Source organism: Marvinbryantia formatexigens DSM 14469 (assembly GCF_025148285.1).
In the GTDB taxonomy this organism is placed as follows: domain Bacteria; phylum Bacillota; class Clostridia; order Lachnospirales; family Lachnospiraceae; genus Marvinbryantia; species Marvinbryantia formatexigens.
The window spans coordinates 2,749,092-2,773,705 of the sequence record NZ_CP102268.1; the positions used below are offsets into that span (position 1 = coordinate 2,749,092).

A 24,614-nucleotide genomic window follows, 5' to 3' on the forward strand; every position below is an offset into this window, starting at 1 on the left:
TGCAGATTATAAAAAGAAAATCATACCGGAGAGGAGATTTTAAAAACTTTATGAAAAATATGAAAATAGATGCCAATGGAACAGAGATAAGAGTGATGGGTGATGTCGTAAATGAAGAAGCCTACATATCTATAACAGACATTGCTAAATATAAAAATCCAGATAATGCGTTTATCGTGGTTGCGAACTGGATGCGGAATCATTCCACGATTTCATTCTTGGGGTTGTGGGAACAGATTCACAATCCCAATTTTAAACCTATCGAATTCGATAGGTTTAAAGCGGAGTCGGGAGATAATGCGTTTACATTGACACCACAGCAATGGATAAAAGCAACGGATGCAATCGGTATTGTATCAAAATCAGGACGATATGGCGGTACGTATGCTCATACAGATATAGCTTTTGAATTCGCGTCTTGGATTTCGCCAGAATTTAAGCTCTATATTATTAAGGATTACCAGAGATTAAAGAAAGATGAAGCAAATCGGCTTGCGATAGGTTGGGATGCAAAGAGAGAACTTTCAAAAATAAATTATCGTATCCATACAGATGCGGTAAAGGAATTTCTGATAACACCGACATTATCTCCGCAGGAAATGGCTTATACATATGCTTCAGAGGCAGATATTCTTAACATGGCTTTGTTTGGGAAAACGGCAGCGCAGTGGAGAAATGAAAAAGGAATAAGCGGCAAAACGCCTAATATTAGGGATTTTGCTTCAGCAGAAGAATTGGTGGTACTTATCAACCTGGAAGATACTAACGCTGATTTGATAAGACAGGAAATTCCAAAAATTGAAAGATTGAAAATATTGAGAGAAAAGGCGTATCGACAGCTTGAGATTCTTAAAAAGAATAAAGAAACGATAGAAGTGTTGAAGAAGAATATTATTGGCGATAATGTTAAAAATAATTGATTTCATAAACAGAAAACGATGCTGAACACGTAATATAATGAATAAGGTATGCTATGAATCGAAAAAGTAAGCGGATTAGCTGTTAGATTATTTTGGTGCCGTTTATACTTGCAGGGTGTTTGTTGTAGATAGACTGCTCTGTGCCGCTTTCGGTTGACAAAACGTGAAAAATTTAATACACTAGGGAAGATAAGTTACTGCGCACAGATTGAGCAGTAACAGGATAACGGGAAAAATATATTTACAAAATGGAGCCTGGATTATGAAAATCTATAACACGCTTTCAAAGAAAAAAGAGGAGTTTGTGCCGCTGGTGCCGGGAAAGGTGAGCATGTATGTCTGCGGACCGACGGTTTATAACTTCATCCATATTGGAAACGCGCGTCCGATGATCGTATTCGACACGGTGCGGCGCTATATGGAGCATAAGGGGTACGAGGTCAATTTTGTATCCAATTTCACGGATGTGGATGATAAGATTATCAAAAAAGCGCAGGAGGAGGGCGTCACGGCGGACGAGATTTCTCAGCGCTATATCGCGGAATGTAAAAAGGATATGGAGGGCATGAATGTAAAGCCCGCTACCACGCATCCGCTGGCAACACAGGAAATCGACGGAATGATTGAGATGATTTCCACATTGATTGAAAAAGGTTATGCCTACCCGGCAGCGGACGGTACGGTTTATTTCCGCACACGCAAGTTTAAGGAGTACGGCAAGCTTTCTCATAAAAATCTGGATGACCTGCGCGGTGGAAACCGCTCGCTGCTCGTTTCCGGGGAAGAGCAGAAGGAGGACCCACTGGATTTCGTTCTGTGGAAGCCGAAAAAAGAAGGGGAGCCGTACTGGGAATCTCCGTGGTGCCAGGGGCGTCCGGGCTGGCATATCGAGTGCTCCGTGATGTCGAAAAAATATCTCGGAGAAGAAATCGACATTCACGCGGGCGGGGAGGATCTGATCTTTCCGCACCATGAAAACGAAATCGCGCAGAGCGAGTGCTGCAATGGCAAGATTTTTGCGCGTTACTGGATGCACAACGGCTTTCTGAACATCGATAACCGCAAGATGTCCAAATCCCTGGGCAACTTCTTTACGGTGCGCGAGATCAGTGAAAAATATGATCTGCAGGTGCTGCGCTTCTTTATGCTCAGCGCGCATTACCGCAGCCCGCTTAATTTCAGCGCGGAATTGATGGAGGCGGCGGGAAATGGTCTGAACCGTATCGTTAATGCGGTGGAAAATCTGAAATTCCTTGCGGGCAATGCGTCACAGGAGACGCTCACGGAGCCGGAGGCTGAGACGCAGAAGGCGCTTGCGGAATATGAGAAGAAATTTGATGACGCGATGGATGATGATTTCAACACGGCGGATGCGATTTCAGCGATTTTTGAGCTGGTAAAATTTGCCAATACCAATGTGACGGAGGACAGCTCGAAGGCGCTCGCGGAAGCGGTGAAGGATAAAATTGTGGAGCTTTCCGACATCCTTGGTCTGATTGTGGAGAAAAAGGAAGAGATGCTGGATGCGGAGATTGAGGCTCTGATTGAGGAACGCCAGGCGGCAAGAAAGGCGAAAAACTTTGCGCGCGCCGACGAAATCCGCGATATTCTGCTAGGAAAGGGCATTATCCTAAAGGATACCAGAGAAGGTGTAAAATGGAAGAGAGCGTAGATTTTCTTGCGTATCTTGAAGAAAAATTAGAGCTGCCGGAGGTGGATCTGCGGGAATATTCCCCGCTGGTGCTGGCATATATCGGGGATGATATTTTTGATCTGGTTATCCGCACGATGCTTGTCCGTCAGCATAACTGCCAGGTGCAGAAGCTGCACAAAAAGGCAAGTATGCTGGTGAAAGCCTCCGCCCAGGCGGAAATGATCGAGGAAATCATGCCGCTTCTGACAGAGGAGGAGCTTGCCATTTACCGGCGGGGACACAATGCAAAGCCGCACACAAAGGCGAAAAACGCCACCCATTCCGATTACCACAAAGCGACCGGGCTGGAGGCGCTGATGGGGTATCTGTATCTGAAAAAGGATATGAGACGGATTGTGGACCTTATGCGGGCGGGACTGCAGACAGAAAAGGGCGGTCCGGAAGCAGGTCCGGATGGCGGCACAGAGTAGCAGCAGGGCGGTCTGCCTGGTATATGATATTATGCAGAGAAGCGGCGCGGTGGTTTGCCTGGTATATGATATTACGAAGAGAAGCGGCAGGGCAGTTAGCCGGGCATATCACGCAGATGAATGTCAGGGCAATCTGCCTGCAGCTTTATGGAAATTATACATGTGAGGGAAGCATATGAGATATGAAGAACTGACGATAGAGGGAAGAAATGCGGTGATTGAGGCGTTCCGTTCCGGGAAAACCATTGACAAGCTGTTCGTGCTGGACGGCTGCCAGGACGGTCCGGTGCGCACGATTATCCGGGAAGCGAAGAAGCATGACACCCTTCTGCAATTTGTGACGAAAGAGCGTCTGGACCAGATGAGTGAGACAGGCAGTCACCAGGGTGTGATTGCTTATGCGGCCGCGTATGAATATGCGGAAGTGGATGATATTCTGAAAATCGCAGAGGAAAAAGGCGAGGCGCCATTTCTGATCCTGCTGGACGGCATCGAGGATCCGCACAATCTGGGCGCGATTATCCGAACGGCAAATCTGGCGGGCGCACACGGCGTGATTATTCCAAAGCGTCGGGCTGCCGGGCTGACGGCGACCGTGGCGAAAACCTCGGCGGGAGCCTTAAACTATACGCCGGTGGCGAAGGTGACTAACCTTGCCAAAACCATTGAGGAGCTGAAACAGAAGGGCATCTGGTTCGTGTGTGCCGATATGAACGGCACGCCGATGTATGATCTGGACTTAAAGGGTCCCATCGGGCTTGTGATCGGCAGCGAAGGCGAGGGCGTCAGCCGTCTTGTGAAAGAAAAATGCGATTTCACAGCCTCCATACCGATGAAGGGAGACATCGACTCCCTCAACGCATCGGTGGCGGCTGGCGTGATGGCATACGAGATCGTCCGCCAGAGACGATAAATCTGTCGGATGATATATGCATCATTGAATGACAGACAAAAATCCTCATCGAAAGATGGGGATTTTTTGCTGCTATGTATACGACAAAAACGTGATCGTAGAATTTCTTGATAAGGAGTGGAGGTTTGAGTATAATAGTATCTGGATATGTATATCGTTTGCAGGATTGCGGGAAGGAGGCGGGTGATTTTGGATGATGTTTTTGATCTGACACAATTTGATGAGTATAGAGAAGACAACAGGCGGGAGGTAAAAGCGGCAGAGGGCGGCTTGCCCCAGAGCCTGTGGGATACTTACTCCGCTATGGCAAATACCTATGGCGGGGTTATCATATGTGGTGTGAAGGAACGGAAGGACGGATCGTGAAGTAAAGCCGGTTTTTGTCAATGGGGATATGTTCAAAGGCTCTTTTAAAAGGAATAATGAGGGCGATTATCATTGCACGGAGGCGGAAGTAAAGGCAATGCTCCGTGACCAGACCCGCCTGACTTCTGATATGAAAGTGCTGCTGAATCTGGAACTTTCCGATTTTGACCAGGAATCCGTAAAGAGTTACAGGGTGTGGTTCGCAACCAGGCATCCTGACCATGCGTGGACGAAATTGCCGGATGGGGAGTTCCTCGAAATGATTGGCGCTGCCAGTGATGACTGTAAGGATAGGGCACTCCATCCCACCTGTGCCGGACTTCTCATGTTCGGGAAAGAATATAAGATTACAAGGGAGTACCCAGCGTATTTCCTGGACTATAGAGACCATGCAGATCCTTCTGTCCGCTGGACGGATCGGATTCAGTCACAGTCGCCGGACTGGTCTGGAAATGTATTTGATTTTTTCACCCAGGTTTCCAGGAAGCTGCTCCGGCTGCTGAAAGTTCCGTTTAAACTTGTCGATATGGTTCGTGTAGATGAGACCCCAATGCACGATGCGGTCAGGGAAGCATTGGTAAACTGTCTTGTAAATGCAGATTACTTTCTCACCCGTGGTGTTGTGATTGACAGCTATGCTGACAAGATCATCATTAAAAATCCGGGGACGAGTATTGTGGGAAAACGGCAGATGCTTCGCGGCGGCGATTCAGAACCCCGCAATGCAAACATTATGAAGATGTTTAATCTGATTGGGTATGGTGAACACGCAGGCAGCGGTGTGCCAGACATATTTTCAGTGTGGGAAGATGCCGGATATATAGAACCTACGATCGAGGAGTATTTTGGCGAAGATGGACCAAGCAAGACAGTGGTCACATTGCCATTGGTGGAGAAAGGTTCGGTCCTTTTAGGAGAAGAATCAGAAAAAAGACCAGAAAAAGGACCAGAAACCACAAAAAAAGAGAGTGAGATTAAAAGGAGGACAGCTGCTGTATATGAATTAATTGCAAATGACCCATCGTTTTCACGTGCTGAAATTAGTCGGAGACTGCAATTGTCCGATAAACAGGCAAAATTGGCCATAGAGATATTAAAAGAACGCGGACGAATTCACAGAGAAGGTTCTGCCCGGAAAGAAAAATGGATTATAACTGGCGAATGACGTCAGATATTTCGAAGAAACCAGAAAGGGCGCTTACAATTGTGTGAAGAAAGGGGCTGTGAAAAAAGAACGCTTTTAGGCAAAAAATTTAAAAATAAAATTGGCTTGAATATAGATGCCGCAGCCACATAAAATAAAGTTGTGATTGTATTTTGCGGGAGAATCTTGTAAAATGTAATTAGAAAAGCTGTGCATCAGCGGTGGGTTGACACCTAAAATCTGATACGTTTTCCGAACGCAGGTGTCGGAGGTTGACAGGCAACGGAAAAACCTGTTATTATCTAGACGTAGGTGCAGGAGGTTGGCAGACAACAGAAAAATCAATCATGAGAAGGGAATGATCGGTGCTGCGGCGCAGACATTCCCTTTTCTAAACACTTTTATGAAAAATGTCTGGACAGGCGTTTGACGGAAAAGGATTTTTCTTTTTCAAAGGATGGCTCCCCGGTTCAGAAAGTATATGCGATTATCTCTAAAGAATATAAGGAAGAAAAATATTCGGTTCTTGAAAAACTGGATAAAGGAATAACACTGGAAAACAGTTTTTTTTCAGAGGATATTGAGTGCCTGTTGGAAAGAAAAACACTGTGTAGTATTATATAGGAACTGTCTGTAAAGGAAATATACGGAAACAGCGAATCGGCTTCCCGTAGTCTGCCCGTTTTTTATAAAAATAAAAAGTCCGATAAGCATCGGACTTTACAAAAGCTGATGACGGGACTCGGACCCGTGACCTCCTCACTACCAATGAGGTGCGCTACCACCTGTGCCACATCAGCCTGCGCGATTACTCGCTACAGTATGAAATGTTACCATACTCTCACGCGATTGTCAAGCAAAAGATTTGTATTTTTGTATTTCAAAAAATGAAAAAATAACTTCCACTGCAGGGGGAAATATGTGGGTACTTTTTCATTTTAGATGCGCCGTTACGTTTTGAGAATAAGCTTTACAGACGAATGCATTCATGTTATGATAAGTTTGTTAAAAATAAAACACAAAAAAGTTCCGGTGAAGGACATAGATGGAGAAAATCTGTCCGTCATCGGATGAAAAGGGAATGCGGTGAGAATCCGCAGCAGCCCTCGCTACTGTGTAGGGGACGAATTATCAAAGCCACTGATGCGTTGCCATTGGGAAGGTGATAAGGAGGAGGAACCAAAGCCAGGAGACCTGCTTTTTTGTGAGGTATGTATTATTTTCGATGGGAAAATAGATGCATTTGCTGAAGCGGGAAATCATAAGGCGTGCTGTTTTCATCGGGAGACAGTACGCCTTTTTTGATTCTCTTTTCACATATCCGTAATCTGCCCATCATCAAAAAGGAGGACAAAGGATGAAAAAAGCAGCCGGTATATTTATGGCTCTGACAATGTGCGCTACGATATGCACAGGATACCGGCAGGAAGCAAAAGCAGAAGAAACATCAGGAAACCATGTTGAAAATCTGGTTATCGGTACTACGGCTGAAAACAATGTATTTAATGCCCTGACCCAGACGGATGCCTTCGGCAGAATGAATTATAACGGATTTACGCAGGGAGATTTCGTGTACCGTGACGCAAATAATGAATTGCAGCCGTATTTCTTTAAGTCCTTTGAAATATCAGAGGATGGAAAGCAGATTGATTTCACATTCCCGTTGGATGCGGTATGGCATGACGGAGAACCGGTGACAAAAGACGATATTGAATTTACATTTGAATACATGCGGGACGTAAAAAAAGTTGGAAGCTTACAGAATCTGGAGCGGATTGAATTTACGGGCGAGGACAGCGCATCGCTGATTTTCTCGGAACCGGATGCCTACTACTGGATTAATTCCACCTGCAATAATAATGCCTGCGTGTATCCAAAGCATATCTGGGAAGGCGTAGAAGACTATTCATCCGTTACCGGACCGGAAGCTGCCATCGGCTGCGGACCTTACAAGCTGGTATCGGTGGATACGGATGCCCAGACTTCTTATTATGAAGCGGTTTCGGAGAATGCAATCCTTGGCGAGCTGACAGTCGACAGCGTGACTGTACAGAGCTATTCGGATGAATCGACCCTGATGATGGCTATGATGAACGGGGAAATTGACGCTATGTACAATTACGCGAACCCGATTGATGCACCTGTGATTGATACGGTAAAAGGGACAGCGGATATTGATCTGGGAGAGAGTCCTTTCAGCGGATGCTATCAGCTGGAATATGGAAAAGACCGTGCACCGGGCAATGACGAGGCATTCCGGAAGGCAGTGAGTACCGCGCTGAATTATGAACTGCTTGCGTCCACCATTAACGGCGAATATGGTACGGTTCCCGGAACCGGAATTATTCCGCCTACCTGCAAAGGCTATGACGAGACGCTCCCGATGCTTGAATATGATGCGGAGAAAGCAATGGAGATGCTTGATGAAGCCGGATATGTGGATATCGACGGGGACGGCTACCGTGAAATGCCGGATGGAAGCGCGATGGATCTGGCTGTCACGCCGCAGTACAGCTCCAGCATGGACCTTAGAATGCGTATTGCGGAAGTAATCATGCAGAGCCTCGATAAAGTAGGCATTAAGAACCATATGGACAATGACAGCATTACAAACAGTGAGGTCTGGGAAGCAAATATGACAGCAGGAGATTATGATCTGTCTATCACCCTGACGACATCCGGTATGGCATCTTACAGCACCGCATTCCGTTATTTCATGGGCGAGCTCCGGGAAGGAGAATCCTCCTGGATCTGGGGAACCGTTCATGATCCGGAATATAACGAAGCATATTATGCAATGACCGGCGCGACCTCGGACGAGGTTTACATCGAAAACTGCAAGATACTGCAGAAATATATGTCAGATACCAGAGCAGCTCAGGCTCTGTGCTGGGAGACGGCGTTCTTCCCGTATCGCACGGATAAATATGAGGGCTGGACCAACTACCCGTCCTGGGGAGTAATTAACAACACCACCTGGTTTGAGCTTACAACAAAATAGTCAGAAAACGGGGCGCTGCCAGAGTCGCAGCGCCCTGACTGTATGAGCCGAAGGAGAGAGTATTTTGCAAAAACACATACTGAAAAAAACAGTGATTGCCCTGGCAACCATTTATCTGATTATTACAATCAGCTTTGTACTGGTACATATTATGCCCGGCGATCCGATTATTCATCTGATTGGACAGGAAGAATACTATTACCTTCTGGATAATGATCCGGCTTATCTGGAGACACTGATTGAAAAGTACGGACTGAATGACAGTCTCCAGATGCAATATGTAAAATATTTAAAAAGCATTGTCACTTTAGACTTCGGGATTGCCTATTCCAACCAGAAGCCCGTCGTAGAAAATGTACTGAGTGCTTCTAAGTGGACCCTGATGCTTTCCGTACCGGTCTGGATTCTGGGAGGCATCATCGGAGCTGTTCTCGGCGTACTGGCCGGGTGGAGACCCGGAAAACTGTTTGACCGGATTATGACGCCGGTCTTTCTTGTATTGAACACGATGCCCTCAAACTGTTTAAGTCTCCTGCTTCTAATGGTTTTTTCCTATAAGCTGCGTATCTTTCCGATTAACGGCATGGTGTCGGCAGGGACACAGGGCATTGACCGTGTTTTAAGCATTCTTGAGCATATGTGCCTGCCACTGATTATTCTGCTGATATTCCGTATATCCGGCGATTTTATGCTGATGAAAAGCGCGGTTTCACAGATAAGAAACGAAGAGTATATTCTGACGGCCAGGTCAAAGGGGCTTCCCGGAAAGAATGTACTGTTTCTCCATGTCATGAAAAATGCGATGGTTCCGTATCTGACTTCCTTTTTAATGCAGATGGGGAATCTGTTGTCAGGCTCCATGATTGTAGAAGTAGTTTTCGGATGGAAGGGTATGGGGATGCTGATGTACAATGCGGTTCAGAACCGGGACTTTCCCACGGCGCAGTTCTGCTTTCTGCTCTCAGCCGTATGTGTAGTTGGAAGCAATCTTCTCAGCGATATTGTAAATGCGGCAGTTGACCCCAGAATCAAAACAGGAGGTGCCTATGAAGCGTAAAAAGAAAAGAAACCCGGCAATGACGGCAGGGCTTCTGATTATTGGATTTTTCCTGCTGGTCGCTATTTTTGCGCCGTTTATTGCGCCATATGATCCAAATGAAATGATGATCAGTTATCTCCCGCCTTCCAGGGAACATCTTCTGGGAACCAATGACGTAGGACAGGATATTTTTTCAGAGATGATTTACGGAACCAGAGTATCACTGTATATCGGCATTTTCGCGGCATTTATTGTGACGGGAGTGGGAACGGTGCTTGCATTGATTTCCGGTTATTTTGGAGGAACGGCGGATAAGATTATTACAGCCATTACGAATGTGGCTATGGCGGTGCCGGGTCTGCCGCTGACTGTTTTGCTGGTGGCTTATCTGGAGCCGGGAAAATGGAGCCTGATTATTTCTATCAGTATCACGTCATGGACAGGTACCCTCAGAATTCTGCGTTCAAGAATCCAGCAGATTTCGGAAATGCCTTTTATCAAAATTGAACGGACACTGGGCGTTTCTCCGCTGGTGATTTTGTTCAAACATATTTTGCCGAATGTAAAGGACATCATTCTGACAAGAGGGGCGCTGGCGATTTCCAGCGCTATGATGACAGAAGCCAGCTTAAGCTTCCTGGGGCTTGGAAGCGTTACGGAAAAGAGCTGGGGAGGCGTACTGCACTATGCATTTTTCCGGAACAGCATTATGAAAAACCAGGTGTGGTGGTATCTGCCGCCGATTGTCTGCATCTGTGTCGCTGTGCTTGGGTTTATGCTGGTGGGCTACTACGGCCAGATGAAGAAAGTGTAGGTGAAAACATGCTGGAGATTAAAGATTTATCAGTAAAATTTGCCTCCGAACATTCTGTGCAGGCGGTGGAGCACGTAAGCCTTTCTGTAAAAAAGGGCGAGCATGTGGCGATTGTCGGAGAGACAGGAAGCGGGAAAAGTATTCTTCTGCTGGCTGTTCTGGGGCTTCTTCCGGAAGGCGCCCTTGTGACTGGCGAAGTTTTTTTTGAAGATGTGGATTTGCTGAAGCTTTCGCCGGGACAGTTAAATAAAATCAGGGGAAACCGGATTTCCTATGTGCCCCAGGGAAGCGGAAACGGGCTGAATCCTCTTCTGCGGGTGGGGTTCCAGATAAGCGAGCCGATGGTCGTCCACAGAAAGACGCCGAAGGCGGAAGCATGGAGAAAAAGTGTGGAGCTGATGAAGAGGTTTTATATTGGGAATGAAGAACAGGCAGCAAAACAGTATCCCCATACATTTAGCGGCGGAATGAAGCAGAGGGCGCTGATCGCTATGGGAATTTCGGCGGACGCGGGAACAATTCTGGCGGATGAACCCACCAAGGGGCTGGATGAAGAACGGATTGCCGAGGTTGTCCGGTGCTTTCAGCAGTTGGAGGATAAAACGATTCTGTGCGTAACGCATGACCTGAAATTTGCAAAAGAAATCAGCCGGCGAATCTGTGTGATGTATTCCTCAAATCTGGTAGAGTATGCATCGACCGAGGAAATTTTAAGCAGCCCACTGCATCCATATACCAGGGATATGCTGATGGCGATGCCGGAGAATGGTCTGAAATTTCAGACGGGATTTTCAGTTTCTCATGACAATTATGAGAAAATGGGATGCCGGTATGCGGCGCGGTGCAGCGAATGCTTTGAAAAATGCCGGGAAATGCCGCCGGTATTTGATGTGAGCGGTCATAAAGTGAGGTGTTGGAAATATGCTTCTTCAGACTGAAAAGTTGTCAAAGCGGTACAGACGCAGCAGCGGCGAAGTCTTTTTCGCGGCAAATGAAGTGAATCTGTCCATAGAGGCAGGACAGACAGCGGGGCTTCTTGGAAAAAGCGGGAGCGGAAAATCTACAGTAGGGCAGATGATTGCCGGACTGGTAAAGCCGTCCGCCGGGCGGATTTTTTATAAGGGAAAGGAGCTGTCGTATCCCTATAAAGGGGAAGAACGCCGGAAAATCCAGATTTTATTCCAGCATCCGGAGGTGTCCTTTAACCCGGCGCTTCCGCTGATAAAAAGCATGTGCGAGCCGTATAAGCTGCTGAAAAAACCGGCAGGCGAAGAGGATATCCTGAAAGATATTGAAAAATTCGGACTGCACAGGGAGCATCTGCACCGGGCGCCGATGGAGTTATCCGGCGGGGAGCTGTAGAGGGCGGCGCTTTCCAGGATTCTTGTGATGGAGCCGGAGCTGATTATTCTGGATGAACCGACGAGTATGCTGGATGTTATTTCGCAGGCACAGATTATTCATTATTTAACGGAATACCAGAAGGAACACGGGACGGCGTATCTGTTCATCACCCATCACAGGATGCTGGCTTCCCAGGTATGCGATGAGATTTTTGAAATTGAGGAGGGACAGCTGCTTTTGCATTCGTGTTGCACGACACGTGCAGATGTGATAAAATCGCAGTGAATGATAGTGATATTTATATTAAGGGGAGCCGGATATGGAGAAAAATGATAGGAAAAAGAAAACCGCGCCGTTTCTGATTTTGTTGGCGGGCTGTCTGTGGGGAAGCATGGGGATTTTTGTGCGCACTCTGAATGCATGGGGAATGGAGAGCTTTGAGATCGTGGCGCTGCGTTCTTATGTAACAATGGTTTGTATGCTTGTGCTTCTTGTTGTTTTTCAGAGGAAGCTTCTGAAAATCCGGCTGCGTGATATCTGGTGCTTTCTGGGTACCGGTCTGTGCAGCATTGTGTTTTTTAATTACTGCTATTTCCGCACGATTATGGAAACCTCCATGCCGGTGGCGGCGGTGCTGCTGTACACCGCACCGGTGATGGTGGTCCTGATGTCGGCGGTGCTGTTTCGCGAGAAAATCACGCCCGCGAAAATGGCGGCGCTGGTGATGGTGGTAATCGGCTGCGCTCTGGTGGCAGGGCTTGTGGGAAACGGACATACGCTGACACCGGCGGGACTGCTGGTCGGTCTGGGCGCGGGCTTTGGCTATGCGCTATACTCTATTTTCAGCCGCTATGCGCTGGAGAGAGGCTATCATCCTCTGACGATTCTTTTTTATACTTTTACATTTGCTTCGGTGGGCGTGCTGCCGTTCGCGGATATGGGAGCTGTGTGGGACGCGGTGACGGCGGATGCCGCTCATGCCGGGATTTCTCTGGTGTTCGGTCTGGTGAGCACGGTGGTGCCCTATTTTGTATATACAATGGGGCTGTCCAGTGTGGAAAACGGGACGGCGTCCATCCTTGCTTCGGTGGAGCCGGTGACGGCGTCCATTCTCGGTATCGTGCTGTTTGGAGACCGGGTAGACGCATGGCAGGCGGCAGGAATGCTTCTGGTGTTTGCTTCTATTATTATATGTAACCTTGCGCCGAAGGAGACAAAGGGGCGTGCCTGCCGGGAAAGACAGGCTTAGAAGAAGGCTGCATAAGCAGGGAGTGACATGACGCGCTGGGGAAAGACCGCATAAGCAGGGAGCGACATGACGCGCCGGGGAAAGGTCGCATAAGCAGGGAGTGACATGACGCGCCGGGAGAAGCCGCATAAGCAGGGAGTGACATGACGCGCCGGGGAAAGGTCGCATAAGCAGGGAGTGACATGACGCATCGGAAGAAGGTCACATATGCAGAAAGAGATGCGCCGCTGTGCCGGGGCAGGAAAATGCAGGAGGATAAAATGCCGGAATTAGCGGAAGTGGAAATGATAAGAAGAGTTCTTGAGCCGCAGCTTGGCGGAAGAACGGTTACGAAGCTGTTGGTTGTCCGCCCGGAGGTGGTGGCGCATCCGCAGACGGAGCAGTTTGCAGAGAACGTGTGTGGGGCGGTGATTGAACGGCTGTGCAGGCGGGGAAAATATCTGCAGATTATTTTTCAAAACGGCTCGCGTGCAGTGGTGCATCTGCGCATGACGGGACAGCTCCTGGTGCTGCCGGCGGATTCGCCGCCGGAGAAATATACGCAGCTTGTTCTCTCTCTGGACGATGGCAGGGAGCTGCGTTTCCTGGATATGAGACGTTTCGGAAGATGGTGGTTTCTGCAGAAGGATGAGCCGGACACCTTTACCGGGATGCAGACGCTCGGACCGGAGCCGTCGGACGAAAGGCTGACGGCCGGATATCTCAGAGAAAAGGCGGGCGCCAGCCGGAAGGCAATCAAGGACTGGCTGCTCTGCCAGCAATATGTTGCCGGAATCGGAAATATCTATTCAGATGAAATTTTATTTGCAGCAGGTATTTATCCCGGACGCGGGGCGTGTTCGCTGACGGAAAAAGAGTGGGAGCGCCTGGCGGAGGAAATCCCGCGGACAATGCAGTTCTTTGTGGAGAAGAATGAGATTTCTGCGGAGGACTATCTGAAGAGCAAGGGAAGGGATTACCGGAACACGCCGTATTTGCAGGTATACGGGCATAAAGGAGCGCCATGTCCGAAATGCGGGGCGCCGCTGGCAGGCAGCAGGATTGCAGGGCGCAGCAGCGTCTACTGCCTGCAGTGCCAGAAATAAAACCGGAGCCGCAGGACGGAGTATGCAGCCGGAGAAAAATGGAGCCGCAGGACGGAAAACAGCCAGATGGAGAAATGCATGAAACGGATACTGAATTATCAGATTGAGAAGGAATGGGAGGGAGAGAGCGCCGCCGCATTTTTACGGGCGAAGGGCTTTTCGCGCCATATTCTGACGCATCTGAAGCAGACGGAGGGCGGCATCTGCCGGAACGGCAGCCGGATATGGCTGTCTGAACGGCTTCATTTTGGCGATGTGCTGACGGTAACATTTCTGGAAGAGCGCTCCTCGGAAAATATTGTTCCGGTTCCGATGAAGCTGGACATCGTTTATGAGGACGAGGACCTTCTGGTGATCGACAAGCCTGCCGATATGCCAGTTCATCCGTCCATCCATAATTTTGATAACACGCTGGCAAATGGTCTTGCGTATTATTACGAAAGCCGCGGCGAAGCGTTTGTTTACCGCTGCATTACGCGGCTGGACCGGGATACCACCGGGCTTTTACTCGTCGCCAAAAACATGCTCAGCGGCGCGTTTCTGGCGGAAATGGGAAAGCGCCGGGAAATCCACCGTGAATATCTGGCAATCGTTACGGGAAAAACAGAAGCAGAAGGGACGGTAGATGCTCCAATCGCCAGGGTGGAGGGCTCTGTGCTGGAGCGCTGCGTGGATTTTCAGCGCGGAGAGCGCGCTGTCACACATTATCGTACGCTGGAATACCGGGACGGGTATTCGCTGGTGCGTCTGAAGCTGGAGACGGGACGCACGCACCAGATTCGCGTACACATGAAATATATCGGGCATCCTCTGACGGGAGATTTTCTGTATAATCCCGATTACCGGCTGATGGATCACCAGGCACTGCACTCGCATTACCTGGCATTCCGGCATCCAATCACGGGAGAGAGGATGGAGTTTACATCGCAGCCGCCCTGGCAGGGGCTGTGGGAAGGGAGAGAAGAAGATGGAGAAGAAACGCTCAAGAGTTGTCATTGTTCCATGTGATTCCTACGATGAGGAAAAAGTATATCACGCGATGCGCACCGGGATTGAGCTGCTGGGCGGTATCGGGGAATTTGTATCGCCGCAGGAGAAGATTCTGGTAAAGCCGAACTTTCTCTCCGCCGCGGCGCCGGAAAAGGCGGTGACGACACATCCGGCGGTGATAAAGGCGATGCTGCGCATTTTGTCCGAGGCGGGCTGCGAAAACGTGAAATATGGTGATTCACCGGGACACGGTTCCTGTGCGGGCGCGGCCCAAAAGATTGGACTGACGCCGGAAAATACCTTTGGCGCTGTGCTGGCGGATATGTCGGAGGAGGTATGCACGCCCTTTCCGGAGGGAATGACGGCGCAGGAATTTTACTTTGCAAAGGAAGTGACGGAGGCGGATGCCATTATCAGTCTTTCCAAAATGAAAACGCATGCGCTGGAGCGGGTGACAGGAGCCGTGAAAAATGTATACGGACTGATTTGCGGCTACCGCAAGGCGGCGGGACATGTGAAATATCCAAATGCCAGCATATTTGCGCGGATGCTTGCCGATATTCACCGCTGTGTGAAGCCGCGGCTCCATATCATGGACGGCATCGTTGCTATGGAGGGCAACGGACCGGGTTCGGGCGACCCGGTGCCGATGAATGTGCTTCTGTTCTCAAAGGACCCGGTAGCACTCGACAGTGTGTTCTGCACGATGGTCTGTCTGGACCCGGAGCTGGTGCCGACCAACACGCAGGGTGAGGCGATGGAAATCGGAACCTATCACAGAAGCCGGATTGAGCTGATAACTCCGGCGGCAGAAACCGGGATGAATACGGCAGACGAAAAGGAGAACGGTGCGGCAGAAGCCGGGAAGAGTACGGCAGACGAAAAGGAGAGCGGCGCGGCAGAAACCGGGATGAGTACGGCAGACGAAAAGGAGAGCGGCGCGGCAGAAGCCGGGATGAATACGGCAGATGAAAAGCAGAGCGGCGAGAGCGTTTCTTTCCGGCGTTTAAACGGCGCAGCGCTGCGGGAAGAATTTGGAAACCGGCAGTTTAAGGTGGAACGCAGAGGGACGAAGCGGACTGCCTTTGTGCGTTACTCGGATTTTATGACGTCGCTGGCAAGGCGGCCGCGGATTGACAAAAAGCTCTGTATCCGGTGCGGTGTCTGTGTGGAGCATTGTCCGGTGCCGGGCAAAGCGGTAAACTTTAAAAACGGCAGGAAAGAGCCGCCGGTGTACGATTATAAAAAGTGCATCCGCTGCTATTGCTGCCAGGAAATGTGCCCCAGGCACGCGATAACGGCGGGCAGACGCAGATAAAGCCGGTGCTTGAGCAGCTCTTGGACAGACGCAGATAAAGCCGGTGCCTGAGCAGCCCTGAGGCAGATTCTGTGCACGGCAGGGCGGGGTGCGGAGGCGGCTTTTGATTTATAGAATCTTTAGAATATTTTAGAAACAGTTGATTGCGCTTTGTCGGCGAAAAGCTTATACTTGGTGTTGTGATTCAGGAAAAAACGGTATGATTCGCCGGAGTTTGGAGGGAGCTTTTTTGAAAGGGTTAAAGGATAAGCTTTACCAGTTTATGCAGGGCAGGAATGGTATAGATGAGATGGGTTCAGTTCTGATATGGACGTCCTTGATTCTTCTGATTATCAGTACGCTGCTGAACAGTTTTATTTTGTCGCTGATTGCGTTTGCGCTGCTGATATATTCGTATTTCCGCGTATTTTCCAGAAATCTGGGCGCGCGGCAGGCGGAGAACCAGCGCTACCTCGCGCAGAGAGAACGGCTGCGCTTTAAGCTTCAGAGCCTGAAGGTGCGCCTCGGACTGCACAAAACACACAAATATCTCAAATGCAAAAAGTGCAGTAAAAAAATGCGCGTACCGCGCGGCAAAGGAAAAATCGAAGTCACCTGTCCGCACTGCGGCGAAAAATTCATTACCAGGTCGTAGGAGGCGGTTCATCCGCCCGGAAAAAGACCCCGGAGGCAGTCAGCCATCCGGGGTTTTAATTATATCATTCAGAATTATGCGCATTTGTTTCTGATTTTTGCCGCATGACGGAGTAGTTTCCGGACTATGCATTCAGCGGATATTTATCGGTCAGCTCTTTGACGATCGCCATTGCCGCCGCCTTGTTATCGGCGCTCTTTACCATCAGAGAAATTGCTTCGGCAATCTTGTCCATATCCTGCTCATTCATGCCGCGGGAGGTGACTGCCGCAGTACCGAGGCGGACGCCGCTGGTAACGAACGGAGATTCCGGGTCGTTCGGAACGGCATTTTTGTTGCAGGTGATGTTTGCGTCATCCAGCAGCTTTTCCATCGCCTTTCCGGTGATGCCGGTGCCGCGCAGATCGACGAGCATCAGATGATTGTCCGTACCGCCGGATACGATATTGATGCCGCGGTTCATAAGACCGGCGCAGAGCGCTTTGGCATTTTTCACGATATTTTCCTGATATACCTTATATTCCGGCTGCAGAGCCTCTTTAAAGCACACTGCCTTTGCCGCGATAACATGCATCAGCGGACCGCCCTGGATGCCGGGGAATACTGCTTTGTTGAAGTTAAACTGCTTTGCCACTTCGTTGCTGCTCATGATCATGCCGCCCCGCGGACCGCGCAGCGTCTTGTGCGTGGTAGTCGTGGTGACATGCGCATACGGAATCGGGCTCGGATGCACGCCGGCGGCAACCAGTCCGGCAATGTGCGCGATATCTACCATCAGATATGCGCCAACCTCGTCGGCGATTTCGCGGAAACGCTTGAAATCAATGATGCGGGCATAAGCGCTTGCGCCTGCCACGATCAGCTTCGGTTTCGCCTCCAGGGCGATTCTGCGGACTTCCTCGTAATCAATTACGCCCTCGTCGTTGACGCCGTAAGGTACAATGTTAAAATAGGCGCCGGAAAAATTGGCGGGGCTTCCGTGGGAAAGATGTCCGCCGTGTGCCAGGTTCATGCCCATAACGGTGTCGCCCGGCTTCAGCATGGCGAAAAAGACAGCCATGTTAGCCTGTGCGCCGGAATGCGGCTGTACATTGACATATTCGCAGCCAAACAGCTCGCAGGCGCGCTTTTTGGCAAGCTCTTCCACGACGTCTACACATTCGCAGCCGCCGTAGTAACGTTTTCCAGGGTAGCCCTCCGCATATTTATTGGTGAGCGGGCTTCCCATTGCCGCCATAACGGCCTTGCTCACCCAGTTTTCCGAAGCAATCAGTTCAATGTGGGAGTTCTGACGGTCGATTTCCTGCCGGATGGCAGAAGCGATTTCGCTGTCCACTGTCTGGATTTCTTCAAAAGAATACATAAGTTTTTTCCTCCTGAATGTAAGTGAGCTGCCCGGCAAACGGACCGGACATTGATTTTTCATGCTCTTTTCTTTTAAAATCAAAATCTCATGGCTCATTATATCATAAATTTCCGACGTGTCAATCAGAAAAAGACAAATATCCGCGTGAGAAAAACATTGTGAGTGGCAGCACGGCCGGACCGCCCCGTTACATGAGAAATCTATTTAAAATTGCTTTGCGGTGGGATTTTTGTTGCAGTATGTGACAAAGATGGATATAATGATGCCAGGGGATAAAGGTCTGAACTCGCGTGAGCGTGCTCAAAAGCGGGCGCAGGACACTGGAAACCACCCTGATACGAAAACGGAGGATTTTATGACCTGGGAATTTTCTTTTCTGGATGCGCTTCAGAAGCTGCACACGCCGCTTCTGGATGATTTTTTTACAACAGTTACCTGGTTTGGCAGGGATTTCTGGATTATGCTCGGCATTTTCCTTTTGTTCTTCCGCAGAACGCGCAAATGCGGCATCTGTATGCTCGCCGGACTGATCGTGGGGGCGCTGATCACCAATGTGACGATTAAGCCGCTGGTGGCGCGGGAGCGTCCGTGCTGGATTAACGACACTGTGCAGCTTCTTGTCTCGACCCCGCGCGACTATTCATTCCCGTCCGGGCACTCGCAGGCTTCCTTTGTGTCCGCGATGGCGATATACCAGAACCATAAAAAATGGGGAATCGCGGCGTTTATTTTTGCCGCCCTTATCTCTTTTTCCAGACTGTATCTGTACGTACATTTTCCCACCGATGTGGCGGCGGGCATTCTGATTGGACTGATAGTCGGCTATTTCACCAGCAGACTTGTAAAGAGCCAGATACAGAAGCATCCGGCGGCGCAGAAATATCTGGAGTAGAACGCAGCGCGTTTTTTTGCGCGGGATGCAGAATGTGACATTTTTGCACCGGCGGCAGGACATGACCGGTGAATAGAAAGACCTGTGGTATGATGATGCCACAGGCCTTTTCTTTGCGATTTTTGTTGAATAAAGTCGTCGCATGTGTTAAATTAGTATCAATGTTACTTTGAAAACTGGTAAATTTTGGTAATTTTTTTGGGGTGACGATATGGTACGCGAATACATGGAACATAATGTTTATGAGGAATTCCAGGAGCGCCTGCGTCTGATTTTCGAGGAATTTGATAATATTTATGTGTCATTTTCCGGAGGAAAGGACAGTGGTCTGCTGCTGAACATGACGCTCGATTTTCAAAGGAAATATTATCCGGAAAAGAAAATCGGCGTTTTTCATCAGGATTTTGAGGCACAGTACACGGTAACGTCTGAGTATGTGGAAAAGACCTTTGAGCGCATCAAGGACGAGGTGGAGCCGTACTGGGTATGTCTGCCGATGGCGACGCGCACGGCTCTGAGCAGCTACGAAATGTACTGGTATCCGTGGGATGACACGAAAAAAAATCTCTGGGTGCGCCCGATGCCGCAAAAGGAATATGTGATTAATCTGGATAATAATCCGATGACGACTTACCGCTACCGGATGCACCAGGAGGACCTTGCCAAGCAGTTCGGGCGCTGGTACCGCCTGTCGCACAGCAACAAAAAGACGGTGTGTCTTCTGGGAATGCGGGCGGATGAATCCCTGCAGCGATACAGCGGATTCCTGAATAAAAAGTACGGTTATAAGGGACAGTGCTGGATCAGCCAGACCTTTAAGGATGTCTGGTGCGCATCGCCCCTGTACGACTGGTCCTCAGAGGACATCTGGCATGCAAATTATCTCTTTAATTATGAATACAACCATCTATATGACCTTTATTATATGGCGGGGCTGAAGGTTTCGCAGATGCGTGTGGCATCGCCGTTCAACGACTATTCGAAGGATTCCCTGAATCTGTACCGGGTGATTGACCCGGAAATATGGACAAAGCTGGTCGGCAGGGTGCGCGGGGCGAATTTTGCCAGCATTTATGGCAGGACCAAGGCGATGGGGTACCGCAACATCACGCTGCCCAAAGGGCACACGTGGCGCTCGTACACATTGTTTCTGCTGGATACGCTGCCGGCGAGGCTGCGGAACAATTACGTCAAAAAGTTTAATACGTCTATTCAGTTCTGGCATAAGACGGGCGGCGGAATGGACGAGGAAACTATCCAGGAGCTGCTTGACCACGGATATAAAATCCGCAGGAACGGCGTCTCGAATTATACCCTCAAGAAAAAAACGCGCGTTGTGTTTGTCGGCACAATCCCGGACGATACGGACGATATTAAATCGACCAAGGACATTCCGAGCTGGAAGCGGATGTGCTACTGCATTCTGAAAAACGATCATACCTGTCGTTTTATGGGCTTCGGGATGACGCGCGAGCAGCAGCGGCGGGTGGATATGATCCGCGAAAAATATAAGAGTCTGGAGGATATGGAAGATGGAGCGTAAAAGTCCGGTATATCATGTAATTGCCGTCCCGGTGGAAAAAATCAAACCGAATACCTACAACCCGAATAAAGTGGCTCCTCCGGAAATGAAGCTGCTTTATGAGAGCGTGAAAGCGGACGGCTATACGATGCCGATAGTATGTTATTATAATAAAACAACCGATACCTATATTATTGTGGACGGGTTTCACCGCTACCGCATTATGCTGGAGTATCCGGATATTTATGAGCGGGAAAAGGGGATGCTGCCGGTTTCGGTGATTGATAAGCCGCTCGACCAGCGAATGGCGAGCACCATCCGCCACAACCGTGCGCGCGGAAGCCATGACGTGGATTTGATGAGCAATATCGTAAAGGAGCTGCATGACCTGGGACGTTCGGATGCCTGGATCTCCAAGCATCTGGGCATGGACCGTGATGAAATTCTGCGCCTGAAGCAGATTACGGGTCTGGCGGCGCTGTTTAAGGATGTGAAATTCGGGCAGGCATGGCGTCCGGCGGAGGACGACGAGGGAGAGGAAGAAGAAGCGGAGGAAGTGCTTGACCTGGAGTGAACTCCGGATGTTATAGTATTTATGATGCCGTGAGAACATCGGGAAAGGAGAAAGGGTATATGAATTATCGGGAACTTGGAAAAACCGGTCTGCGGGTGAGCGAGATTGGTATGGGATGCGAGGGCTTCGGGGAGGACGGCTGCCGCAATACCGGGCGCTTCTTTGATATCGCAGAGGAGAACGGCGTGAATTATTTCGATCTTTACACGTCGAATCCGGAGGTCCGCGCAAGCGTCGGCAGGGCGCTGCAGGGCAGAAGAGAAAAGTTTATTATTCAGTCGCATGTCTGTTCTGTATGGAAAAACGGACAGTATAAGCGGACGAGGAATCTGGCGGAGGTGAAGGCGGGATTTGAAGAAATGCTTTCACAGCTGCAGACGGATTACATAGATATCGGTATGATTCATTATGTGGATGCGATGGATGACTGGAAGCGGGTCGTGGACGGCGGTGTTCTGCAATATGTGACAGAACTGAAAAAGGAAGGGCGCATCCGTCACATCGGCATGAGCAGCCACAATCCGCAGGTAGCGCTGGAAGCAGTAAAAAGCGGTCTGATAGAGGTGCTGATGTTCAGCGTGAATCCATGCTACGATCTGCAGCCCGCAAGCGAGGATGTGGAGGAGCTGTGGGCGGAGAAAAATTATGAGGCGCCGCTGGTAAATATGGACGCGCAGCGCCAGGAATTATATGAGACATGTCAGCGGCTCGGCGTCGGCATCACTGTGATGAAAGCGTTCGGCGGCGGGGATTTACTGGATGAGAAGCTCTCTCCGGCGGGCAAAGCTCTGACGGTGTATCAGTGCCTGCACTATGCGCTCACCCGTCCGGCGGTTGCGACTGTGCTGGCGGGGGCGCACACAGAAGAGCAGTTGAGACAGAGCATTGCCTACGAAACGGCTTCAGAGGAAGAGAAGGATTACGCGCCTGCGTTTGCCTCTTTTCCGAACATAAGCTGGAAGGGGCACTGCATGTACTGCAGTCACTGCGCGCCATGTCCGAAGCAGATTGACGTGGCTTCTGTCACGAAGTTTTTAAATCTTGCGAGGGCGCAGAAAGAGGTTCCGGAGACGGTGAGAGAACATTATGCGCTGCTGCCGCACCATGCAGGAGAGTGCATTCAGTGCGGCGCCTGCGAGAGCCGCTGCCCGTTTGAGGTTTCCATCATGGAAAACATGAGCGCGGCAAAAGAACTGTTCGGACAGTGATGCCTGTGCCGCCGGCGCCGGGCGGTCTGTGGTCTGCCCGGTATCCGGGAGTTAGGCTTTTGCTTCACGGCACAGGTTTCCGACATTCGGGAATCACGCTTTTACTTCCCGGTACTGGTTTCCGGCGTCCCCGGCGATACGCACGGCGGGCGACTGGATACCGGCTTTCTGCATATCTTCTGTGATATACTGGTTTAAATCATAGAGGACATCCAGGTAGTCAGCGTTGGCGCACCATGCGCGCACGGTAAATTCCAGTGCATCGCCGGTGCTGCCGGTCATCCGGGCAAATGGAGGCTCCGGCGACGGCAGGATTTTTTCGATTCTATTCATGGCTTTTAGCATAATCTCCTGCACTTCGGCAGGGCTTTCCCCTCTTGCACAGGTAAAGACCACCTCTGCGCGCCGCAGATTTTCCGCAGAATAATCAATAATGGTAGCGTTCATCAGATTTCCGTTCGGCACCGTGATACGTTTGTTGTCCGGCGTCACGATAATAGTGTAGAACAGGTTGATTTCTTTGGCGGTCCCGGTAATGCCGCAGGTTTCGATATAATCCCCCAGTTTAAACGGCTTGAAAATAATCAGCATAATGCCGCCTGCCAGGTTTGAAAGACCGCCCTGCATGGCGAGACCGACAGCCACTCCGGCGGAGGCAATCAGCGCGGAGATAGAGGACATCGGCACACCGAGAATGTTGACGATGATGACGGCGAGCAGAAAATAAAGTCCGAAATGCACAAAGCTCTGGATAAAGCTTTTCACTGCGCCGTCCATGCGGGAGAGAAACGCGCCCCTGGCGAACATTTTTATGAGCTTCTGCACCAGCAGTCTGCCGACAAAAAACACGACCAGCGCAAATAAAATGCGGCAGACAATATCGACCGCCTGCCCGGACAGATTATTGAAAAATGTATTCATAATATGTAGACTCCTTTCTGCGAAGCCTGCCCGCCGCGGACAGCTTCGGATTGAAATACAATGGTTTCATTTTACAGGATGAGCCTGTGAAAGACAAGTGGGTTACAGCAAAAATCATGTTTTTGTTAGTCTTGACATCGTATATGTTTTTTTATATACTATAAATGACAGATATAAAATATTTTTGGTATCTGTTTATCATACAGAAATACGATGGTACCGCATTTCTGTAAAAAGCGGTGAGTCCTACCATTAAGTGGAACCGATAAAAGCAGTGAGTCCTACTGTGAGTGGAACCGATAAAAGCGGTGAGTCCTACCGTAAGTGGAAACTATCTGGGGCTGTTGCGATGGAGGTTGGTAAATCTCCGCCGCAATAGCCTTTTTAAATAAACAGGAGATATATTATGAAGCAAAACCGTTTGAATTTGTATTTAATTGATATGAAGTATATTAGGGATTTATCAAAAGCGGATAATCACGTTATGTCTGTATCTCCACAGATATCAAAAGAAAAACGACCGTTTGTAGGTATTATAATAATTTGTGGAACAGAACAATACTGTGTACCTCTCAGCTCCCCGAAACCGAAACATGCTTCGATGAAAAATGATGTTGATTTTATGAAAATCTATGATGGAGATAAATTAATCGGGGTATTGAATTTTAATAATATGATTCCGGTTCAGGAGCGTTTTATCAGACCTTTAAACATTAAACCGTTTCCCTATGATGATGCGGGTGCGCTTCATTATAAGAAACTGGCTGCGAAACAGCTTTCCTGGTGTCAGAAAAATCAAGAGGCAATTATTCGCAGGGCAAACAGACTTTACGAAATGATTATTTCCGGTAAAGCAAATGGTCTGTTGAAACGAAGATGCTGCGATTTTTTGAAATTAGAAATGATTTTAAAAAAGAAAAGTTAGTGGATATTTTCATGTGAAAATATCATTAATGAAATTGCCGGATGCACCGGCGAAATGCTGAAAACATATCTGAAGTAAATGGCATGTTGTGCTTCCGGATTTCTCTTTTCTGCACACATCTGAAATTCGGAAGACGATGGAATGCAATATGCATAAAAAACCCCCTCTAAAACAAAAATCTACCCCTCTTTTTGTACAATCAGATAATGGTATAATAGAATCATAAAAAAGAAAACGCACACACAGCACCCCGGAAATGCCGGAG

Annotated in this window: 25 protein-coding genes, 1 tRNA gene and 1 riboswitch; of the genes, 23 read left to right on the forward strand and 3 right to left on the reverse strand. The window is 49.2% G+C overall.

Annotation, left to right across the window (positions count from 1 at the left end; all coding sequences use genetic code 11):
• The first annotated feature begins 50 nt into the window (after positions 1 to 50).
• The 7 genes from NQ534_RS12895 to NQ534_RS12925 all read left to right on the forward strand — a co-directional run bounded on the left by NQ534_RS12895 (position 51) and on the right by NQ534_RS12925 (position 5,488).
• Positions 51 to 920 carry a KilA-N domain-containing protein gene (locus tag NQ534_RS12895; protein WP_006862935.1) on the forward strand — a complete coding sequence of 290 codons (870 nt, stop codon included), beginning with the start codon at positions 51 to 53 and terminating at the stop codon, positions 918 to 920.
• A 262-nt stretch (positions 921 to 1,182) separates the two neighbouring features.
• Positions 1,183 to 2,592, forward strand: coding sequence for a cysteine--tRNA ligase (gene cysS / locus NQ534_RS12900; RefSeq protein WP_006862933.1), 1,410 nt, complete (start codon positions 1,183 to 1,185; stop codon positions 2,590 to 2,592).
• Positions 2,577 to 3,044, forward strand: coding sequence for a Mini-ribonuclease 3 (locus NQ534_RS12905; protein ID WP_006862932.1), 468 nt, complete (start codon positions 2,577 to 2,579; stop codon positions 3,042 to 3,044). The genes cysS and NQ534_RS12905 overlap by 16 nt, the downstream gene beginning before the upstream one ends.
• Before the next feature lie 23 nt (positions 3,045 to 3,067).
• Entirely contained in the window at positions 3,068 to 3,223 is a 156-nt protein-coding gene (locus tag NQ534_RS12910) for a hypothetical protein (protein WP_006862931.1), read from the forward strand.
• On the forward strand, positions 3,220 to 3,957 hold the full coding sequence (rlmB, locus tag NQ534_RS12915) for a 23S rRNA (guanosine(2251)-2'-O)-methyltransferase RlmB (protein WP_006862930.1): 738 nt from the start codon (positions 3,220 to 3,222) through the stop codon (positions 3,955 to 3,957). The genes NQ534_RS12910 and rlmB overlap by 4 nt, the downstream gene beginning before the upstream one ends.
• A 189-nt stretch (positions 3,958 to 4,146) precedes the next feature.
• The gene (locus NQ534_RS12920; RefSeq protein ID WP_157200744.1) at positions 4,147 to 4,323 is read left to right on the forward strand and encodes an AlbA family DNA-binding domain-containing protein; all 177 of its coding nucleotides are present in this window, start codon (positions 4,147 to 4,149) and stop codon (positions 4,321 to 4,323) included.
• Between the two features lie 28 nt (positions 4,324 to 4,351).
• On the forward strand, positions 4,352 to 5,488 hold the full coding sequence (locus NQ534_RS12925) for a DUF8451 domain-containing protein (protein WP_006862927.1): 1,137 nt from the start codon (positions 4,352 to 4,354) through the stop codon (positions 5,486 to 5,488).
• A 706-nt stretch (positions 5,489 to 6,194) separates the two neighbouring features.
• Here NQ534_RS12925 and NQ534_RS12930 read toward each other — a convergent pair.
• A tRNA-Thr gene (locus tag NQ534_RS12930) sits at positions 6,195 to 6,267 on the reverse strand.
• A gap of 210 nt (positions 6,268 to 6,477) precedes the next feature.
• Positions 6,478 to 6,683, forward strand: a riboswitch (cobalamin riboswitch).
• Between the two features lie 141 nt (positions 6,684 to 6,824).
• Between NQ534_RS12930 and NQ534_RS12935 the strand changes: the two genes are divergently transcribed.
• The 11 genes from NQ534_RS12935 to NQ534_RS12985 all read left to right on the forward strand — a co-directional run bounded on the left by NQ534_RS12935 (position 6,825) and on the right by NQ534_RS12985 (position 16,941).
• Positions 6,825 to 8,468: an ABC transporter substrate-binding protein gene (locus NQ534_RS12935; RefSeq protein ID WP_006862923.1), complete on the forward strand. Its 1,644-nt coding sequence runs from the start codon at positions 6,825 to 6,827 to the stop codon at positions 8,466 to 8,468.
• Between the two features lie 64 nt (positions 8,469 to 8,532).
• A complete protein-coding gene (locus tag NQ534_RS12940; protein ID WP_006862922.1) occupies positions 8,533 to 9,525 on the forward strand; it encodes an ABC transporter permease in 993 nt (330 codons plus the stop codon).
• Positions 9,515 to 10,321 carry an ABC transporter permease gene (locus NQ534_RS12945; protein WP_074680072.1) on the forward strand — a complete coding sequence of 269 codons (807 nt, stop codon included), beginning with the start codon at positions 9,515 to 9,517 and terminating at the stop codon, positions 10,319 to 10,321. Before NQ534_RS12940 ends, NQ534_RS12945 begins: the two co-directional genes overlap by 11 nt.
• 8 nt (positions 10,322 to 10,329) lie before the next feature.
• Positions 10,330 to 11,259: an ABC transporter ATP-binding protein gene (locus NQ534_RS12950; protein WP_006864109.1), complete on the forward strand. Its 930-nt coding sequence runs from the start codon at positions 10,330 to 10,332 to the stop codon at positions 11,257 to 11,259.
• Complete coding sequence (locus tag NQ534_RS12955) at positions 11,243 to 11,683, forward strand: ATP-binding cassette domain-containing protein (RefSeq protein WP_006864110.1); 441 nt, start codon at positions 11,243 to 11,245, stop codon at positions 11,681 to 11,683. Before NQ534_RS12950 ends, NQ534_RS12955 begins: the two co-directional genes overlap by 17 nt.
• Positions 11,684 to 11,710: 27 nt before the next feature.
• Positions 11,711 to 11,950 (forward strand): ATP-binding cassette domain-containing protein, encoded by a 240-nt coding sequence (locus tag NQ534_RS12960; RefSeq protein WP_006864111.1) that lies wholly within the window; start codon positions 11,711 to 11,713, stop codon positions 11,948 to 11,950.
• Positions 11,951 to 11,984: 34 nt separating this feature from the next.
• Positions 11,985 to 12,914, forward strand: coding sequence for a DMT family transporter (locus NQ534_RS12965; protein ID WP_006864112.1), 930 nt, complete (start codon positions 11,985 to 11,987; stop codon positions 12,912 to 12,914).
• Positions 12,915 to 13,174: 260 nt separating this feature from the next.
• A complete protein-coding gene (gene mutM / locus NQ534_RS12970; protein ID WP_040785202.1) occupies positions 13,175 to 13,999 on the forward strand; it encodes a DNA-formamidopyrimidine glycosylase in 825 nt (274 codons plus the stop codon).
• A 78-nt stretch (positions 14,000 to 14,077) separates the two neighbouring features.
• Complete coding sequence (locus NQ534_RS12975; RefSeq protein WP_050778377.1) at positions 14,078 to 15,007, forward strand: RluA family pseudouridine synthase; 930 nt, start codon at positions 14,078 to 14,080, stop codon at positions 15,005 to 15,007.
• Positions 14,967 to 16,307 (forward strand): DUF362 domain-containing protein, encoded by a 1,341-nt coding sequence (locus tag NQ534_RS12980; protein WP_040785176.1) that lies wholly within the window; start codon positions 14,967 to 14,969, stop codon positions 16,305 to 16,307. Before NQ534_RS12975 ends, NQ534_RS12980 begins: the two co-directional genes overlap by 41 nt.
• A gap of 229 nt (positions 16,308 to 16,536) precedes the next feature.
• The gene (locus NQ534_RS12985) at positions 16,537 to 16,941 is read left to right on the forward strand and encodes a hypothetical protein (protein ID WP_050778378.1); all 405 of its coding nucleotides are present in this window, start codon (positions 16,537 to 16,539) and stop codon (positions 16,939 to 16,941) included.
• A gap of 124 nt (positions 16,942 to 17,065) precedes the next feature.
• Here NQ534_RS12985 and glyA read toward each other — a convergent pair whose 3' ends face one another.
• Positions 17,066 to 18,304 carry a serine hydroxymethyltransferase gene (gene glyA / locus NQ534_RS12990; protein ID WP_040785179.1) on the reverse strand — a complete coding sequence of 413 codons (1,239 nt, stop codon included), beginning with the start codon at positions 18,302 to 18,304 and terminating at the stop codon, positions 17,066 to 17,068.
• A gap of 358 nt (positions 18,305 to 18,662) precedes the next feature.
• Here glyA and NQ534_RS12995 point away from each other — a divergent pair, with 358 nt between their 5' ends.
• The 4 genes from NQ534_RS12995 (at position 18,663) to NQ534_RS13010 (ending at position 22,503) form a co-directional block, all read left to right on the forward strand.
• Positions 18,663 to 19,199 carry a phosphatase PAP2 family protein gene (locus NQ534_RS12995; protein ID WP_040785209.1) on the forward strand — a complete coding sequence of 179 codons (537 nt, stop codon included), beginning with the start codon at positions 18,663 to 18,665 and terminating at the stop codon, positions 19,197 to 19,199.
• A 211-nt stretch (positions 19,200 to 19,410) separates the two neighbouring features.
• Positions 19,411 to 20,742 (forward strand): phosphoadenosine phosphosulfate reductase, encoded by a 1,332-nt coding sequence (locus NQ534_RS13000; RefSeq protein WP_006864121.1) that lies wholly within the window; start codon positions 19,411 to 19,413, stop codon positions 20,740 to 20,742.
• Positions 20,732 to 21,295, forward strand: coding sequence for an IbrB-like domain-containing protein (locus tag NQ534_RS13005; protein ID WP_006864122.1), 564 nt, complete (start codon positions 20,732 to 20,734; stop codon positions 21,293 to 21,295). The genes NQ534_RS13000 and NQ534_RS13005 overlap by 11 nt, the downstream gene beginning before the upstream one ends.
• 59 nt (positions 21,296 to 21,354) lie before the next feature.
• The gene (locus tag NQ534_RS13010) at positions 21,355 to 22,503 is read left to right on the forward strand and encodes an aldo/keto reductase (protein WP_006864123.1); all 1,149 of its coding nucleotides are present in this window, start codon (positions 21,355 to 21,357) and stop codon (positions 22,501 to 22,503) included.
• Positions 22,504 to 22,596: 93 nt separating this feature from the next.
• On the opposite strand, the gene NQ534_RS13015 is transcribed toward NQ534_RS13010, so the two are convergent.
• Positions 22,597 to 23,424 (reverse strand): mechanosensitive ion channel family protein, encoded by an 828-nt coding sequence (locus tag NQ534_RS13015; protein WP_006864124.1) that lies wholly within the window; start codon positions 23,422 to 23,424, stop codon positions 22,597 to 22,599.
• Positions 23,425 to 23,830: 406 nt separating this feature from the next.
• Here NQ534_RS13015 and NQ534_RS13020 point away from each other — a divergent pair, with 406 nt between their 5' ends.
• A complete protein-coding gene (locus NQ534_RS13020) occupies positions 23,831 to 24,349 on the forward strand; it encodes a type III toxin-antitoxin system ToxN/AbiQ family toxin (protein WP_006864127.1) in 519 nt (172 codons plus the stop codon).
• Positions 24,350 to 24,614 lie beyond the last annotated feature (265 nt).

Coding starts and splice junctions, on each gene's coding strand:
- NQ534_RS12945 (WP_074680072.1), top strand. CDS start 9,515: ATGAAGCGTAAAAAGAAAAGAAACCCGGCAATGACGGCAGGGCTTCTG.
- NQ534_RS12910 (WP_006862931.1), top strand. CDS start 3,068: ATGATATTATGCAGAGAAGCGGCGCGGTGGTTTGCCTGGTATATGATA.
- glyA (WP_040785179.1), bottom strand. CDS start 18,304: ATGTATTCTTTTGAAGAAATCCAGACAGTGGACAGCGAAATCGCTTCT.
- NQ534_RS13015 (WP_006864124.1), bottom strand. CDS start 23,424: ATGAATACATTTTTCAATAATCTGTCCGGGCAGGCGGTCGATATTGTC.
- NQ534_RS12905 (WP_006862932.1), top strand. CDS start 2,577: ATGGAAGAGAGCGTAGATTTTCTTGCGTATCTTGAAGAAAAATTAGAG.
- NQ534_RS12950 (WP_006864109.1), top strand. CDS start 10,330: ATGCTGGAGATTAAAGATTTATCAGTAAAATTTGCCTCCGAACATTCT.
- NQ534_RS12955 (WP_006864110.1), top strand. CDS start 11,243: ATGCTTCTTCAGACTGAAAAGTTGTCAAAGCGGTACAGACGCAGCAGC.
- NQ534_RS12925 (WP_006862927.1), top strand. CDS start 4,352: ATGTTCAAAGGCTCTTTTAAAAGGAATAATGAGGGCGATTATCATTGC.
- NQ534_RS13000 (WP_006864121.1), top strand. CDS start 19,411: ATGGTACGCGAATACATGGAACATAATGTTTATGAGGAATTCCAGGAG.
- NQ534_RS12895 (WP_006862935.1), top strand. CDS start 51: ATGAAAAATATGAAAATAGATGCCAATGGAACAGAGATAAGAGTGATG.
- cysS (WP_006862933.1), top strand. CDS start 1,183: ATGAAAATCTATAACACGCTTTCAAAGAAAAAAGAGGAGTTTGTGCCG.
- NQ534_RS12965 (WP_006864112.1), top strand. CDS start 11,985: ATGGAGAAAAATGATAGGAAAAAGAAAACCGCGCCGTTTCTGATTTTG.
- NQ534_RS12980 (WP_040785176.1), top strand. CDS start 14,967: ATGGAGAAGAAACGCTCAAGAGTTGTCATTGTTCCATGTGATTCCTAC.
- rlmB (WP_006862930.1), top strand. CDS start 3,220: ATGAGATATGAAGAACTGACGATAGAGGGAAGAAATGCGGTGATTGAG.
- NQ534_RS13005 (WP_006864122.1), top strand. CDS start 20,732: ATGGAGCGTAAAAGTCCGGTATATCATGTAATTGCCGTCCCGGTGGAA.
- NQ534_RS12995 (WP_040785209.1), top strand. CDS start 18,663: ATGACCTGGGAATTTTCTTTTCTGGATGCGCTTCAGAAGCTGCACACG.
- NQ534_RS12935 (WP_006862923.1), top strand. CDS start 6,825: ATGAAAAAAGCAGCCGGTATATTTATGGCTCTGACAATGTGCGCTACG.
- NQ534_RS12960 (WP_006864111.1), top strand. CDS start 11,711: ATGGAGCCGGAGCTGATTATTCTGGATGAACCGACGAGTATGCTGGAT.
- NQ534_RS13020 (WP_006864127.1), top strand. CDS start 23,831: ATGAAGCAAAACCGTTTGAATTTGTATTTAATTGATATGAAGTATATT.
- mutM (WP_040785202.1), top strand. CDS start 13,175: ATGCCGGAATTAGCGGAAGTGGAAATGATAAGAAGAGTTCTTGAGCCG.
- NQ534_RS13010 (WP_006864123.1), top strand. CDS start 21,355: ATGAATTATCGGGAACTTGGAAAAACCGGTCTGCGGGTGAGCGAGATT.
- NQ534_RS12975 (WP_050778377.1), top strand. CDS start 14,078: ATGAAACGGATACTGAATTATCAGATTGAGAAGGAATGGGAGGGAGAG.